This window comes from Bradyrhizobium nitroreducens (assembly GCF_002776695.1).
Taxonomy (GTDB): domain Bacteria; phylum Pseudomonadota; class Alphaproteobacteria; order Rhizobiales; family Xanthobacteraceae; genus Bradyrhizobium; species Bradyrhizobium nitroreducens.
Genome location: NZ_LFJC01000003.1, coordinates 7260253 through 7276035, shown reverse-complemented (window position 1 = coordinate 7276035; position 15783 = coordinate 7260253). Strand labels below are relative to the sequence as shown.

10 protein-coding genes are annotated in these 15783 nt (G+C 66.1%); 6 read left to right on the top strand and 4 right to left on the bottom strand.

All coding sequences use genetic code 11. The features are described from left to right. Positions 1-74 precede the first annotated feature (74 nt). Complete coding sequence (locus TSA1_RS34440; protein ID WP_100180193.1) at positions 75-1790, top strand: N-acyl-D-amino-acid deacylase family protein; 1716 nt, start codon at positions 75-77, stop codon at positions 1788-1790. A gap of 183 nt (positions 1791-1973) precedes the next feature. On the opposite strand, the gene TSA1_RS34435 is transcribed toward TSA1_RS34440, so the two are convergent. Then, positions 1974-3323 carry an MFS transporter gene (locus tag TSA1_RS34435; protein WP_100180192.1) on the bottom strand — a complete coding sequence of 450 codons (1350 nt, stop codon included), beginning with the start codon at positions 3321-3323 and terminating at the stop codon, positions 1974-1976. 145 nt (positions 3324-3468) lie between these two features. On the opposite strand from TSA1_RS34435, the gene TSA1_RS34430 reads away from it, so the two are divergent. Genes TSA1_RS34430 through TSA1_RS34415 form a run of 4 tightly spaced genes read left to right on the top strand, consistent with a single transcriptional unit; the run spans position 3469 to position 8069 of the window. After that, a complete protein-coding gene (locus TSA1_RS34430) occupies positions 3469-4122 on the top strand; it encodes an ABC transporter ATP-binding protein (protein WP_100180191.1) in 654 nt (217 codons plus the stop codon). Next, a complete protein-coding gene (locus TSA1_RS34425) occupies positions 4119-6581 on the top strand; it encodes an ABC transporter permease (RefSeq protein ID WP_100180190.1) in 2463 nt (820 codons plus the stop codon). The genes TSA1_RS34430 and TSA1_RS34425 overlap by 4 nt, the downstream gene beginning before the upstream one ends. Beyond that, positions 6571-7653: a lipocalin-like domain-containing protein gene (locus tag TSA1_RS34420; protein ID WP_100180189.1), complete on the top strand. Its 1083-nt coding sequence runs from the start codon at positions 6571-6573 to the stop codon at positions 7651-7653. The genes TSA1_RS34425 and TSA1_RS34420 overlap by 11 nt, the downstream gene beginning before the upstream one ends. A gap of 29 nt (positions 7654-7682) precedes the next feature. After that, positions 7683-8069, top strand: a complete 387-nt coding sequence (locus TSA1_RS34415) for an MAPEG family protein (RefSeq protein WP_100180188.1) — start codon at positions 7683-7685, stop codon at positions 8067-8069. 132 nt (positions 8070-8201) lie between these two features. On the opposite strand, the gene TSA1_RS34410 is transcribed toward TSA1_RS34415, so the two are convergent. The 3 genes from TSA1_RS34410 to TSA1_RS34400 form a co-directional block, all read right to left on the bottom strand. Continuing rightward, positions 8202-9395: an ABC transporter substrate-binding protein gene (locus tag TSA1_RS34410; protein ID WP_100180187.1), complete on the bottom strand. Its 1194-nt coding sequence runs from the start codon at positions 9393-9395 to the stop codon at positions 8202-8204. Between the two features lie 321 nt (positions 9396-9716). Further along, the gene (locus TSA1_RS34405) at positions 9717-12884 is read right to left on the bottom strand and encodes an efflux RND transporter permease subunit (protein WP_100180186.1); all 3168 of its coding nucleotides are present in this window, start codon (positions 12882-12884) and stop codon (positions 9717-9719) included. Beyond that, complete coding sequence (locus TSA1_RS34400; protein WP_174719203.1) at positions 12881-14086, bottom strand: efflux RND transporter periplasmic adaptor subunit; 1206 nt, start codon at positions 14084-14086, stop codon at positions 12881-12883. Before TSA1_RS34400 ends, TSA1_RS34405 begins: the two co-directional genes overlap by 4 nt. Positions 14087-14628: 542 nt before the next feature. Here TSA1_RS34400 and TSA1_RS34395 point away from each other — a divergent pair. Beyond that, positions 14629-15783: an iron-containing alcohol dehydrogenase gene (locus TSA1_RS34395; protein WP_174719202.1), complete on the top strand. Its 1155-nt coding sequence runs from the start codon at positions 14629-14631 to the stop codon at positions 15781-15783.

Genomic DNA, 15783 nt, shown 5'->3' with positions numbered 1-15783 from the left:
GGGCGCGCTTGTCCGGGATGACGAACCAATAAATCAAACGCAACAAGCAAAACAGCAAAACGGGAAGAAACACCATGAGCACCCCTGATCTCGTCATCCGCGGCGGCACCGTTGCGGATGGAAACGGCGGCGAGCTGTTCGAGGCCGACGTCGCCATCACCGGCGGGACGATCAGTGAGGTGGGCAAGGTCGCCGCGAAGGGCCGCGAAGAGATCGACGCGCGCGGCAAGCTGGTGACGCCGGGCTTCGTCGACGTCCACACGCATTATGACGGCCAGGTCACCTGGAGCCAGGACATCACGCCATCCTCACAGAACGGCGTCACCACCGCGATCATGGGCAATTGCGGCGTCGGCTTTGCGCCGTGCAAGCCTGAAGACCACACCCGCCTGATCCAGCTGATGGAAGGCGTCGAGGACATTCCCGAACCGGTGCTGAGCGCCGGCATTCCCTGGGCCTGGGAGAGCTTTCCGGACTACATGGACTGGCTCAGCAAACGCGATTTCGACATCGACGTCGGCGCGCAGCTGCCGCATGCGGCGCTGCGCGTCTATGTCATGGGCGAGCGCGGCGCGCGCCGCGATCCCTCGACTGCGGAGGACAATGCGGCGATGGCGAAGCTCGCTGGCGAAGCGGTGCGCTCGGGCGCGCTCGGCTTCTCGACTTCGCGCACGCTCAACCACCGCACGTCCACGGGCGATTTCACGCCGACCTTGAAGGCGGGCGAGGACGAGCTCACCGCCATTGCCGGTGCCATGCACCGGCAGGGCCGCAGCGTGCTGCAATTCGTGCTCGACCTCTCGACCATCCACGAGGATCTGCCGATGATGCTGCGGGTGGCCGACAGCACGAAGTGTCCGATCTCGTTCTCGATCACGCAGAATGACAGATCGCCGAACCGCTGGCGCCAGACCCTGGACGAGATCAATGCGGCCGCCAAGCGCGGCCTCTCCATCACTGCACAGATCGCCGCGCGACCGGTCGGGCTGCTGCTCGGGTTAGAGCTGTCGCGCAACCCGTTCCAGACCCATCCGAGCTACAAGGCGATCGCGCACCTGCCGCTTGGCGAGCGGCTGGCGCGGCTGCATCAGAGCGAAGTGCGCAAGGCGATCCTGAGCGAGACGGCGACCGCGACCGACGATCCGCTGTTCTTTCGGCCCAACTACGACAAGATGTTTTTGCTCGGCGATCCCCCCGATTACGAGCAGCCGCCGGAGAACGCGCTGGGCCCGCAGGCGCGCAGGCAGGGACGCCAGCCGGAAGAGCTTGCCTATGATGCGATGCTGTCGGACGAAGGCCGCGGCATGCTCTATGTGCCCTTCCTCAATTATTCCGACGGCAATCTCGATGCGACGCGCGAGATGCTGATCGACCCGCAATCGGTGCCGGGCCTGTCCGACGGCGGGGCGCATTGCGGCATCATCTGCGATGCCAGCTTCCCGACCTATCTCTTGACGCACTGGACGCGGGACCGGACGCGCGGCGAGAAGCTATCGATCCCGTTCGTGGTCGCGGCGCAGGCACGCAAGACCGCGCTCTCCGTCGGCCTCACCGACCGCGGCTTGATCGCACCCGGCTACAAGGCCGACGTCAACGTGATCGACTATGACCGCCTGCACCTGCATCCGCCCAAGGTGCATTACGATCTGCCGGTCGGCGGACGGCGGCTGTTGCAGGATGTCGACGGTTATGACGCCACGATCGTCTCGGGCGTGGTGACGCGGCGGCAGGGCGAGGCCACGGGTCGGCGGCCGGGCAAGCTGATTCGGGGTGCGCAGGGGATGAACTAGGCGGTTGTTGCCGCTTACCCTCCCCTGGAGGGGGAGGGTCGCTACGCATGCAGCGAAGCGGAATGCGTAGCGGGGTGGGGTGACAGTCTCTCCGCACGAGAAGGTGCCCGTGTTGAGGGATCACCCCACCCCGCTCGCGCTTCGCGCGATCGACCCTCCCCCTCCAGGGGAGGGTAGGAGCCCTTACGTCGGGGACACCGCGCCCTTCAGCGCCGTGGCTTGCGCGGCCGCACCGCGCGTCAGTCTGGCCTTTTCCGTGTTCGGCCAGAGCAGCAGCAGGCCGAGCAGGCCGGAGCCGACCATGATCACGGCGTTGATGGTGAAGCCTGTCATGTAGCCGTCGAGCGTGCTGCCGGCGCGCTGGATCATCGCTCCCATCACCGCCGGCGCGATGATGCCGGCGAGCGTGTAGAGCGCGCTGTAGATGGCGAGGACGGCGCCGCGCTGCGACGTCGGCGTGAACTCGCCGAGCATGGGCGGGCACACGACATAGATCGCCCCGCACAGGCCCGAGCCGACCACGAGCAGCGCGATCTGCAGGCCTGCGCCCTGAACATGCGGCATCGTCGCCAGGATCAGTCCGCCGATCACCAGCGGCACCGAGCCAAGCACGCCGCGCGCCGCGCGGGTGTTGTAACCGCGCGCCATCATCACTTGCGAGATCCACCCCGTGAGAATGACGGTGGTGGCACCGAACACCCAGGGCAGGATCGAGATGAAGCCGGCCTGGCTCTGCGAGAAGCCGAGTCCCTTGACGATGAACGGCGTGAACCAGGTCAGGCCGAGCGAAAGCGCCCAATAGGCGCCGAAGGTCGCCGCGACGCAGCCGATGAAAGTGCGCGAGGTGAGAAGCTGCAGGTAAGGGATCTTCTGCTCGGACGCGGCCAGGACCTGGGTGTCCTCCAGCGGCCCCTCCTTGCCGAGCGCGAGCCAGGCACAGACCCAGATCAGGCCGACGACGCCGAGCGCACCGAAGGCATAGTGCCAGGAATGATTGACGATGACCCAGTTCAACGCCGGCACTGCCAGGATCACGCCGAAGGCGGAGCCCTGCGACAGGATCGCGGTCGGCAGCGTGCGCTTCTCGTCGGGGAACCATTTGTAGATGGCATGCGCCGCGACCGAGAAGGCCGGGCCTTCACCCGCGCCCAGCGCGATACGGCAGATCAACAGCGTGGTGAACGAGACGGTGCCGACCATCGGAAACTGCGCCAGCGCCCAGATCACCGCGAGCACGAGCAGCACCCAGCGCGTCGGCACCTTGTTGACGATAAAGCCGACCACGATGCCGGCGATCGAGAACAGGAAGAAGAATGAGGAGCCGAGCAGGCCGAACTGCTCCGGGCTGAGCTTCAGATCGGTCATGATCGGAACGCCGGCGAGGCCGACGACGATCTTGTCGGCAAAATTCACGACCATGAAGAGAAAGAGGAGAAACGTGACGGTCCAGGCGCCCTTCGGCGTTGGCTTTGCCGAACCCCTGGATTCCCCTGCCGTCCTGTCCGCCGTTTCAGGCGTTCCCTGAGCGCTCATCGTTCTCCCCGCATGTCTTTTATGGCACTTTTTTGATTTTGCCGTCCTGGAAGCTAACAACGCCTTCGAGACCAACGCAACCCGGCATTTCCGCAGCAAGTGTGCTACGCAACAATTCCGCTAATTCCGTCCGGCGCCATTCATCGTGCTGAGCATCCGAAACCTTTCCAAGACCTTCTCCTCGGCCGGCGAACCGGCCCATGTGCTGCGCGGCGTTAATCTCGACCTCAAGGCCGGCGAGCGCGTCGCGCTGACCGGCGAGTCCGGCAGCGGCAAGAGCACGCTGTTGCACCTGATCGCAGGGTTAGATGCCGCCGATGGCGGCACGATCCGGCTCGAGGACGTCGAGGTCACCAATCTCTCCGATGCGGGACGCGCAGCCTTGCGGCGCGATCGGATCGGCCTGGTTTTTCAGCAGTTCAACCTGATCCCGAGCCTGTCGGTCGCGGACAATCTGGCCTTTCAGGCACGGATCGCCGGCCGTCATGACGCGGCCTGGATGAAAGAGCTGATCGAACGGCTCGGGCTCGGCCCGCTCCTGAAGCGCTATCCCGAGCAATTGTCCGGCGGACAGCAGCAACGCATCGCGATCGGTCGGGCGCTGGCGACAAAGCCCTCGCTGCTCTTGGCGGACGAGCCGACAGGCAATCTGGATGAGGCCACCGCCGAGGACGTGCTCGCACTAACGCGCGATCTCGTCGCGCGCACGGGCTGCGGCTTCCTGATGGTGACGCACAGCATGCATCTGGCCGGCACACTCGACCGCCACCTCACCCTACATGCGGGGCGGATCGCATGAGGCGCGCGCTCTGGATCCTCGCGGTGCTGCTGAGCCACTGGCGGCGTCACAAGATGCAGTTCGCGACGCTTCTGGTCGGGCTGATCGCGGCGACCGCGCTGTGGAGCGGCGTGCAGGCCATCAACCAGCAGGCCCGCAGCGCCTATGACCGCGCCGCAGCGACGTTCGGCGGCACCCGCACCGCGATGCTGGTTGCGCCGAATGCAACAACCTTCTCGCAGGACCTGTTCGTCAAGCTGCGCCGCGCCGGCTGGCCGGTGTCGCCCGCGCTGGAGGGCCGGGTGCAGATCAACGGGCGCTCGGTGCGGCTGCTCGGCATCGAGCCGGTGACGCTGCCGGTCGAAATCGGCAATGCGCCGCGGCTCGGTGCCTCGGACCTCGGCAGCTTCGTAGCGCCGCCGGGCCAGACATTGGTGGCACGGGAAACGCTGAGAGACCTGCAGGAGACGGAAGGCGCGGCACCGCCGATCAGCAACGGCGCAAGGCTGCCGCCGCTGCGGGTGCTGCCGCAGCTCGTGCCCGAGGTGCTAGTGGTCGATATCGGCGTGGCGCAGCGCCTGTTGAACAAGCCGGATCAGCTCTCGCGGCTTCTGATCGGCAAGCCGAAGAGCAAGCCCGCGCCGCTGGCAAGCATCGTCGGCGACCAGTTGCAGCTGATCGAGCCGACCGCGGAAACCGAGCTGGAACGCCTCACCGACAGCTTTCATCTCAACCTGACCGCGTTCGGCCTGTTGTCGTTCTTCGTCGGCCTCTTCATCGTCAATTCGGCCGTCGGCCTCGCCTTCGAGCAACGGCTGCCGATGCTGCGGACGCTGCGCGCCTGCGGCGCCTCGGCACGGCTCGTCAACACGGTGCTGGTGGTCGAGCTGGTCGCACTGGCGCTGGTCGCAGGATTGATCGGCCTCGTGTGCGGCTATTTCATCGCGGCGGCGCTGTTGCCCGACGTCGCGGCGTCGTTGCGCGGACTCTACGGCGCGCAGATTCCGGGGCAGCTCAGCCTGCGGCCGGAGTGGTGGCTCGCCGGCATCGGCATCAGCATTGCCGGTGCGCTCGTTGCGGCGACGACCAGCCTGATCAAGGCGATCAGGATGCCGGTGCTGACGACCGCGCAGCCGCGCGCGTGGCAGCAGCGGCAGCGGCGCTGGCTGATCCTGCAGAGCTGTGCGGCCGGTGTCGTGTTCGCGCTTGCGCTGCTGTTGCTGCGCTATGGCGAATCGCTGATTGCGGGCTTCGGCGTGCTGGCGGCCCTGATGCTCGGCGCGGCCTTGATCCTGCCGGCCCTCCTCGAACTCCTCCTGCTCGCAGGCCAATGGACCGCGCGAAGACCGCTTGCGCTGTGGTTCTGGGCGGACAGCCGGCAGCAGCTCTCCGGATTGTCGCTGGCGCTGATGGCACTGCTGCTCGCGCTCGCCGTCAATGTCGGGGTCTCCACCATGGTGGAGACGTTCAGCCGCACCTTCATCGGCTGGCTCAACGGTCGGCTTGCCGCCGACGTTTACATCAGCGCCTCCGACAACGCGCAGGGCACGGCGATCCGCAACTGGCTGAAGGAGCGCAGCGACGTGCAGGCGGTCCTGTCGGGCGGCCGCGCCGAGGTGCAGCTTCAGGGCCAGCCTGTCGAGCTGTTCGGCCTGCCGGATCACGCGCTCTATCACGAGCGCTGGCCGCTGCTGGAAGCCGCGCCGCGCGCCTGGACCCGGCTGGTGCCGGGCAATGCCGCCTTCATCAGCGAGCAGCTCAGCCGCCGGCTGAATGTGCGCGTCGGCGACGTCGTCGAGGTGCCGGCACCTAGCGGAAGCTGGGAGCTCGACATCGTCGGCATCTATGCCGATTACGGCAATCCCAGGGGACAGCTGACCGTCAACGTCGCGGCGCTGATCCGGCAATTTCCGCAGACGCCACAGACACGGATCGGGCTTATCGTCCCACGGGAAAAGATTCCCGGCCTGATCGCGGCCCTGCAGAAGCAGTTCGCGCTCGGCGACCGCAGTGTCGCCGACCAGGCCACGGTGAAGGCGGAATCGATCCGCATCTTCAACCGCACCTTTGCGGTGACATCGGCGCTGAATGCGTTCACGCTCGGCGTCGCCGGCATCGCGCTGTTCACGAGCCTGTTGACGCTGGCCAACTCCCGCCTGCCGCAGCTTGCGCCGCTGTGGGCGATCGGCATCACGCGGCCGCGGCTGGCCGCGATCGAATTGACCAAGACGCTGTCGGTCGCGCTGTTCACATCGCTGCTCGCCGTGCCGCTCGGGCTATTGGTGGCGTGGTGCCTGATCGCGATCGTGAACGTGAAGGCGTTCGGCTGGCGGCTGCCGTTCCATGTGTTTCCGCTGCAATTGATCGAGCTGGTCACGGTGGCGCTGCTGGCCTCGCTGCTTGCGGCGCTGCTGCCGGTGATACGGCTGGCGCGGATGCAGCCGGCCAGCCTCGTCAAGGTGTTCGCCAATGAGCGCTGATCGAATCTCGCGCCGCGCCTTCGCCGGCGGCATCGCCGCGCTGGCGCTCGCACGCCGCGCCGGCGCACAAGGCTATGCCGGGCTCGGCGAGCGCGCGGACGGATTTGCGAAGGTCGTGCCGGGAAAGCTGTTCGCCTTTCCGGCCGATCACGGGCCGCATCCGGAGTTTCGCATCGAGTGGTGGTATCTGACGGCAAACCTCGTCGATTCCAGCGGCGCGGCTTGCGGGCTGCAATGGACGCTGTTCCGCCAGGCGGCGCAGCCGGGCCCGCAAGGCGAAGGCTGGGCCAATCAACAGGTCTGGATGGCCCACGCGGCCGTGACGCGCGCCGGCACCCACCGCTTCAACGATATCTTTTCACGCGGCGGCATCGGGCAGGCCGGCGTCGCGGCAAAACCGTTTGCGGCCTGGATCGACGATTGGGAGATGAAGGGTCTCGAGCGCACCGACGATCGTAGCCTGGCGCCGCTGACGCTGAAGGCGTCCAGCACCGATTTCAGCTACGCGCTGACGCTCGAGGCCGATCGTCCGGTCGTGCTGCAGGGCGATCGCGGTTACAGCCGCAAGTCGGAGCGCGGCCAGGCGTCCTATTATTACAGTCAGCCGTTCTACCGCGCCCGCGGCACGTTCACCATCGACGACAAGCCGGTCGATGTCTCGGGTCAGGCCTGGATGGACCGCGAATGGAGCAGCCAGCCGCTCGACACCGATCAGACCGGCTGGGACTGGCTGTCGCTGCATCTCGCGTCCGGCGACAAGCTGATGCTGTACCGGCTGCGGCAGAAGGACGGCAGGGACTATCCGTTCGGCAATTGGATCAGCGCCGCCGGCGACACGCAGATGATTGCGGGCAGCGATATTCAAATGACACCGAAGGCGACGACGGAGGTCGCGGGACGCAAGCTGCCGGTGGAATGGCAGATCGCGATCCCGTCGCGATCGTTCGCGATCCTCTGCAAGCCGCTCAACCCGAAGGCCTGGATGGGGTCCGGCTTCTCCTATTGGGAAGGGCCGATCCACTTTGCCGGGACGCATGACGGCGTTGGCTATCTCGAGCTGACCGGCTATTGAAGCAGCGACCTCTTCAAGGGATTTTCGCGATGTACCACTTCACCGCCCTCGTCACGCTGCTGGCGATCGCGTTTTATTTCTTCACCTGCATCAACGTGTCGCGCTCGCGCAGCAAGACCGGCGTCAAGGTGCCGGCAATGTCGGGCCATCCGGATTTCGAACGCGCCTTCCGCATCCAGATGAATACGCTGGAATGGATGCCGATCTTCCTGCCGGCGCTGTGGCTGTTCGCGGTCTATATCGGCGACGGCATCGCGGCAGGGATCGGCGCGGTCTGGATCATCGGACGCGTCGTCTATTTCATCGGCTATTCGAAGGCGGCCGCCAAGCGCGGCCCGGGCTTTGCGATCCAGGGCATCGCGGCAATTGCCCTGTGGGCAGGGGCGCTGGGGGCGGTGGTGTTGCGGCTGGTGTGAGGCAACGCCGCCGCCACACCCTCGCTGTCGTCCCGGATCGGCGCTACGCTCCCGACAACGCTGGCGCGTTGCCGGGGACTGCGCTTGTCCGGGACGACGGCGACAGTGTGGCGCTCGCTGTGCCCTTTCCCCTCACTTCGTCAGCGGACAGCCGCTTTCCTTGGCGGTGAAGAAGGCCTTGTCGCCGGGGACGGTGGCGAGCAGCTTGTAGTAATCCCAGGGCTTCTTCGACTCCGAGGGCTTCTTGACCTCGAACAGATACATGTCGTGGACCATGCGGCCGTTCTCGAGCACCTTGCCGCCCTGCGCGAAATCGTCGTCGACCGGCAGCTCCTTCAGCTTCTTGACGACGGCATCGGGATCCTTGGTGCCGGCGGCCTTGACCGCCTTGAGATAGCTCAGCGTCGCCGAATAGGTGCCGGCCTGGATCATGTTCGGCATCCGCCCGGTGCGCTTGAGGAAGCGTTCGCCGAGATTGCGGCTCTTGTCGTTGACGTCCCAGTAGTAGCCTTCCGTCAGCACCAGTCCCTGCGCGGCCTGCAGGCCGAGGCCGTTCACCTCGGCCAGCGTCATCAGCAGGCCGGCGAGCTTCTGGCCACTGGCGACGATGCCGAACTCGGACGCCTGCTTGATCGAGTTGGTGGTGTCGAGGCCGGCATTGGCGAGGCCGACGATCTTGGCCTTGGAGCTCTGCGCCTGCAGCAGGAAGGAAGAGAAGTCCGAGGAGTTGAGCGGCACGCGCACCGAGCCGACGACCTTGCCGCCATTGGCGGTGACGATCTCGCTGGTGTCCTTCTCCAGCGCATAGCCGAAGGCATAGTCCGCGGTGAGGAAGAACCAGGTGTCGCCGCCGGCCTTGGTCAGCGCGCCGCCGGTGCCGACGCCGAGCGCGCGGGTGTCGTAGGCCCAGTGGAAACCGTAGGGCTGGCAGGCATCGCCTGTCAGACGCGAGGTCGCGGCGCCGACGACGATGTCGATCTTCTTCTTTTCCTTGGACAGCTCGTGGATCGCGAGCGCGACCGATGAGGTCGTCAGCTCCGTGATCATGTCGACGTTCTCGACGTCGTACCAGCGCCGCGCGATCGAGGTGGCAAGGTCGGGCTTGTTCTGGTGGTCGGCGGTGACGAGCTCGATCTTCTGGCCCAGCACCTCGCCGCCAAAATCCTCGATCGCCATCCTGGCCGCCTCGACCGACCATTTGCCGCCGTAATCGGCGTAGACGCCGGACTGGTCGTTGAGGATGCCGATCTTGACGCCTTGTGCGGCGGCTGGCGCCGCCAACACCAGGGCGGAAGTTGCGACGGCGGCCAAAAGTGCTGATTTCATCTGTTAACTCCCAGCAGTGTTCTGTTTTGAAATCGCGCGGATATTAGTGAAGAACCCCGGGCCTGCCCATCCATTTCAGGTTGGTCGTTAGTATGGAGGTGTGCCGAGGATGGCGCGACAAAACGAGCTGTCGTCCCGGACAAGCGCGCCTTAAGCGCGCGCAGATCCGGGATCCATAGCCACAGGACTTGGTTAGGCGAAGACTCGTGGTTGCCATTCTTCGCCAAACCACTCCCTGGGTTTATGGGTCCCGGATCTGCGCTGACGCTTGTCCGGGACGACACCGAGGATGGCGATAGGCCGGTGGCCACCTGACTCTCGTCAGGCCACCACCGCCGGCTTCTTCCCCTCGTTCCGCCCTTCCGCCAGGTTCCGCACCACCACGTAGAAGATCGGCGTGAACAGAAGTCCGAACAGCGTCACGCCGATCATGCCGAAGAACACGGCGACGCCGACGGCCTGCCGCATCTCCGAGCCGGAGCCCGACGAGATCACCAATGGCAAGACACCGAGGATGAAGGCGAAGGACGTCATCAGGATCGGCCGCAGGCGCAGCCGGCAGGCGTCGATCACGGCCTCCAGCCGCGGCTTGCCCTCGTTCTCGATGTCGCGCGCGAACTCGACGATCAGGATCGCGTTCTTGGCCGCCAGCCCCACCAGCACGACGAAGCCGATCTGGGTGAGGATGTTGACGTCCTGCCCCATGATGCGCACGCCGATGGTGGCAGCGAGCAGGCACATCGGCACGATCAGGATCACCGCGAATGGCAGGGTCCAGCTGCCATATTGCGCGGCGAGCACGAGATAGACGAACAGCACGCAGATCGGGAACACGTAGAGGCCCGCATTGCCGCCGGTGATCTGCTGATAGGACAGATCGGTCCATTCGAAGGTGAAGCCGCTCGGCAGGGTGTCGTCCGCCAGCTTCTTGATGGCGTTGAGCGCCGTGGTCGAGCTGGTGCCCGGTGCCGGCTCGCCCTGGAGCTCGGACGCGGCATAGAGATTGTAGCGCGCGACGCGGTCGGGACCAGAGACATCCCTGAACTCGACCACGCTGCCGAGCATCACCATGTCGCCCGCGGCGTTTCGCGTGCGCAGGCGCGCGAGGTCGCTCGGCTCTTTCCGGAACGGGAAATCGGCCTGAGCCGTGACGTGGTAGGTGCGCCCGAACAGGTTGAAGTCGTTGACATAGGTCGATCCGAAATAGGTCTGGATCGTGTCGTTGATGCCCGAGATGGGCACACCGAGCTTTTGCGCCTTGGTGCGGTCGATGTCGACGAACAGCTGCGGCGTGTTGGCCGAGAACGGCGAGAACACCGTGGGAGCGAGCAGCGAGGGCGATCTGCGCGCCGCGGCGACAAGCTCGTCGGTGGCTGCGGCGAGCATCTCCGGTCCGCGGCCCTGGCGGTCCTGGATGCGGATGGTGAAGCCGCCGCCGGTGCCGATGCCCGGCACGGCCGGCGGCGGGATCACGATGATGAAGGCGCCCTGGATCGCGGACAGGCGCTTGCGCAGCTCGGCCGTGATCGCATTCGCCGTGAGCCCTTTCTTGATCCGGGCCTCGGGCTCGTCGAACACCGGGAATAGCGCGGCCGCATTGCCGGCCTGGGTGCGGGTGGCGCCGGAGAAGCCGGCAAAGGCAGCGACGCGGATGATGCCGGGCGTATCCAGCGCGATCCGCTCGATCTCGCGCACGACCTCGGTGGTGCGCGCCAGCGAGGCCGCGCCGGGCAGTTGCGCGGAGACGATGACGTAGCCGCGATCCTGCGCCGGAATGAAGCCTTGCGACGTGGTCGCGATCAGCCAGCCGGCACTGCCGATCAGCACGACGTAGATCAGGATCATCACCACCGAATGCCGAATGACGAGATTGGCAAGACCGGCATAGCCGTGCGCCAGCCGGTCGAACACACGGTTGAACACGCCGGTGAAGGCACCCCACGCCCGCGCGATGACGTTCCAGGCGGCCGGCGGCCGCTTCTCCGCGTGCGGCGTGAGGATCTGCGAGGCCAAGGCCGGCGACAGCGTCAGCGAGCAGAAGCAGGAGATCGCGGTCGCGACGGCAATGGTGACGGCGAATTGCTGGAAGAACTGCCCGGAGATGCCGCCGAGGAAAGCGGTCGGCACGAACACCGCGCAGAGCACCAGCGCGATCGAGACCAGCGCGCCGCCGACCTCCTCCATCGTCTTCAGCGCCGCGTCGCGCCGGCTTAGGCCGTGCTCGAGATGCCGTTCGACATTCTCGACCACCACGATGGCGTCGTCGACCACGATGCCGACGGCGAGCACGAGACCGAACAGCGTGAGATTGTTGATGGAGAAGCCCAGCGCCGCCATCACCGCAAAGGTGCCGACCAGCGACACCGGGATCGCGATGATCGGAATGATCGCGGGCCGCCATCCCTGCAGGAAGACCAGCACGACGATGACCACGAGCAGCATGGCCTCATAGATGGTCTTGATCAGCTCGTGGACGGACTGGGCGATGAACTCGGTGGGATTATAGCCGATATTGTAGTCGAGGCCCTTCGGAAAACTCTCCTTCAACCTCGTCATGGTGTCGGTGATGTTCTTGGCGGTGGCGAGCGCGTTGGAGCCGGGCCGCTGCGTCACCAGCATGGCAACCGCGGATTTGCGCAACAGGAAGCTGTTGGTGGAGTAGGAGAGCGCGCCGAGCTCGATGCGTGCGACGTCGCGCAGCCGCACCGTGCGGCCGTCGGAGCCGGCCTTGATCAGGATGTCTTCGAACTGCTTCTGGTCCTTCAGACGGCCGGTGAAGGTGAGGTTGGGCTGGAAGGCGCGATCGGCGATCGGCGGCTCGGCGATCTGGCCGCCGGCGATCTGCACGTTCTGGGCGCGGATCGCCGCCAGCACCTCGGCCGAGGTCAGGCCGAGATTGGCGATCCGATCGGGATCGAGCCACAGCCTCATTGAGTAATCGCGCGCGCCGAACATCTGGATGTCGCCGACGCCGTCGAGACGCAGCAGCTGGTCGCGGACCTGGAGCAGCGCGTAGTTGGAGATGTAGAGCTGGTCGAAGGTGTCGTCGGGCGACAGCATGAACACGACCATCAGGATGTCGGGCGAGTTCTTGCGCGTGGTGACGCCGTTGCGCTGGACCTCCTCGGGCAGGCGCGGCTGCGCGATCGCGACGCGGTTCTGCACCAGCACCTGGGCCTTGTCGAGATCGGTGCCGAGCTTGAAGGTGACGGTGATGGTGAGCTGGCCGTTCGAGGTCGCCTGGCTGTAGAGATACAGCATGTCCTCGACGCCGTTGATCTCCTGCTCGATCGGAGCTGCCACCGTGTCGGAGACGGTCTGCGCGGAAGCGCCGGGATATTGCGTGGTGACGACGACGGTCGGCGGCACCACTTGCGGATATTCGGACACCGGCAGCGTGGTGTAGGCGAGCGCGCCGACGATCAACAGCACGATCGACAGCACCATCGCCAGGATGGGCTGGTTGATGGAGAGACGGCCGAGATTCATGACTTGCCACCGGCTGGAGCTTGCGCGGTCTTCGGCGCGACCTTGGCACCGACACGGGCACGCTGGATGCCGTTGACGATGACGCGGTCCTCCGCCTTCAACCCGTCGCGGATCACGCGCAAGCCGTCGTCCAGCGGGCCAAGCACCACGGGACGCGCCTCGACGGTGTCGTCGGGCTTCACCACGAACACGATCTTGCGGGACTGGTCGGTCGCGACGGCGACGTCCGGAATCAGCAGTGCTTCATAGGGCGCGCTGCCGATCAGCCTGACGCGGCCGAACTGGCCGGGCAGGATCGACAGATCGGTGTTCTTGATCACCGCGCGGCTGCGCAGCGTGCCGGTCGAGACGTCGAGGCGGTTGTCCAGGAAGTTGATGGTGCCTTCATGCGACGGCTTGGTCTCACCGGCGAGCGTCACCTGTACCGGGTTCGCGGTGTCGCGCGAACTCGGGCGCCGCCCCTCGAACCACAGCTTGCTGTATTTGATGAAGGTGGCCTCATCCATGTCGAAATAGACGTAGATCGGATCCAGCGTGACGATCGAGGTCAGCAGCGTCGACGTGCCGGTATCGCTGCCCTGCACGAGATTGCCGGGACTGACGAGATGGCGGCTGACGCGGCCCGTCAGCGGCGCCGTCACATGCGTGAATTCGATGTTGAGGCGAGCCACCTTCAGCGCGCCTTCGGCCTGCATCTCGGCGGCGTGCGCTGCCTGCAGGGCCTGACGCCGCTGATCGACCACCTGCTCGGAGACGGCGCTGGTCTGCACCAGGCTGAGGCCGCGATCGAGCTCGCGCTTGGCCAGCTCCACCTTGGCCCGCGCATCCGACAGCTGGCCCTCCGCCTGCGTCGCCACCGCCTCGAACGGGCGCGGGTCGATCACGTAAAGCAGGTCGCCCTGATGCACGATGGCGCCGTCCTGGAATTCGACCGAGTTGACGAAGCCGCCGACGCGCGGGCGCACCTGCACCTCCTCGACCGCCTCGAAACGTCCGGTGAACTCGTCCCAATCGGTGACGGTGCGCTTGACCGGCTGGGCCACCGTCACCGGCGCCGGCGGCGGAGCCGCTGCTTGCGAGGCCGGCTTGTCGCAACCGGTGAGGGCGAATGCCGCACCAAGCAGCGCGGCGGTTGCACTCAATCGAGTCAGAAGGAAATCGTGCCTTTTGACAAACCGCTCGCTTCGATCCGGTCCGCTCATCCCAGGTCCTCGCATAAAAGCCGCAGAAAACGCAGGGTACGTCTCTACCTGCGGGCGCCACAAGATGGGTGGCCAGGATGAACTCTTCAAGACCGCGATGCGCGCAATGCCTGGACAGACGCCCTGGCCGGATGACGGGTTGACAGCGAGATGGCCGGCTTCGCACGGGACGATGAGCCGGCGGATTGCCAAGGGCGTTATTCGCCGGGCTCGTGAAATTGGGAAGGGCAAGATGTCTGCGGCGCGATCGGTGTCACCCTCCCCTGGAGGGGTCCGGGACGAGCATAGCTCGCCCGTGGGTCGCAGCGCATGGAGCCCAGCGGAATGCGATGCGGGGTGGGGTGATCTCTCCACACGGGCACTGTTGGACGTGGAGAGACCGTCACCCCACCCCGTCTCACATCTCGCTGCGCTCAATGTGAGCCGACCCTCCCCCTCCAGGGGAGGGTAAAGAAGGGCCAGCGTCTTCGCGCATGACGGAGGCCGGCGGCTCGGCTAGATTACCTCCACAAAAACAAGACGAATTGTCCGGGAGGACAGGCGTGCACCAGGGACGTGTCGTTTTCGGCGCGATCGAGGAGGTCGTGTTCGGCCATCCTGCAGCAGGCGCCATCGTCGCGCAGATGGACCGGCTGGGAGCGCGCCGCGCCTTCCTGATGGTGTCGGGCACGCTCAACCGGCAGACCGACGAGATCGGGAAGATCACACAAGCATTGGGCTCCCGCTGCGCCGGCCTGTTCGACGCCATGCCGGCGCATACGCCGCGCGAGGCGGTGATCGCGGCAACAAATGCGGCCCGTGAAGCGGCTGCCGACCTGATCGTCACCGTCGGCGGCGGCTCGATCACCGACGGCGCCAAGGCGGTGCAACTCTGTCTCGCCAACGGCATCGACACGATCGACGGCATCGACCGCATCCGCGTGCATAAGGGCGTCGCGCCCGAGATGATTGCGCCGACGGTGCGGCAGGTCAGCGTGCCCACCACGATCGCCGGCGGCGAGTTCAGCGCGATTGCCGGCGTCACCGACCGCAGCGCGCATGTGAAGCAGATGCTGCGGCACCCGCTCAGCGTCCCGCGCGCGACCATCCTCGATCCCGCCATCACCGTGCACACGCCGGAATGGCTGTTCCTGTCGACCGGCATCCGCGCCGTCGACCATTGCGTCGAGGCGATCTGCTCGCGTGAGACCCATCCCTATGCCGACGCGCAATCGGTGAAGGGCCTCGCCATGCTCGCCGACGCGCTGCCGCGGGTGAAGGCGGACCCTGCCGATCTCGACGCGCGGATGGACGCGCAGATCGGCACCTGGCTGTCGATGGGTGCGCTTTCAGCCGGCGTGCCGATGGGCGCGAGCCACGGCATCGGCTATGTGCTGGGCGCAGGCTTCGACGTGCCGCACGGCTACACCTCCTGCGTCATGCTGCCGGCGGTGATGCGCTGGAATGCGCGCGACAACGCGGAGCGGCAGATGATCGTCGCCGCCGCGATGGGCTATCCCGGCCACGCCGCCGCCGACGTGCTCGATGCCTTCATCCGCGCGCTCGGCATGCCGCGCAGCCTTCGCGAGGTGCATGTGGCGCCCGAGCATTTCGACGACATCGCCGAGCAGGCGATGCGCACGAACTGGATTCCGCGCAATCCGCGCAAGATCGAAGGTCCTGCCGATTTGCGCGAAATCCTGCTTCTCGCCGCATGA

Bases quoted from the DNA above. Each gene is read 5' to 3' on its own strand.
- TSA1_RS34440 (WP_100180193.1), top strand. From the start codon at position 75: ATGAGCACCCCTGATCTCGTCATCCGCGGCGGCACCGTTGCGGATGGA.
- TSA1_RS34435 (WP_100180192.1), bottom strand. From the start codon at position 3,323: ATGAGCGCTCAGGGAACGCCTGAAACGGCGGACAGGACGGCAGGGGAA.
- TSA1_RS34425 (WP_100180190.1), top strand. From the start codon at position 4,119: ATGAGGCGCGCGCTCTGGATCCTCGCGGTGCTGCTGAGCCACTGGCGG.
- TSA1_RS34420 (WP_100180189.1), top strand. From the start codon at position 6,571: ATGAGCGCTGATCGAATCTCGCGCCGCGCCTTCGCCGGCGGCATCGCC.
- TSA1_RS34415 (WP_100180188.1), top strand. From the start codon at position 7,683: ATGTACCACTTCACCGCCCTCGTCACGCTGCTGGCGATCGCGTTTTAT.
- TSA1_RS34410 (WP_100180187.1), bottom strand. From the start codon at position 9,395: ATGAAATCAGCACTTTTGGCCGCCGTCGCAACTTCCGCCCTGGTGTTG.
- TSA1_RS34405 (WP_100180186.1), bottom strand. From the start codon at position 12,884: ATGAATCTCGGCCGTCTCTCCATCAACCAGCCCATCCTGGCGATGGTG.
- TSA1_RS34400 (WP_174719203.1), bottom strand. From the start codon at position 14,086: ATGAGCGGACCGGATCGAAGCGAGCGGTTTGTCAAAAGGCACGATTTC.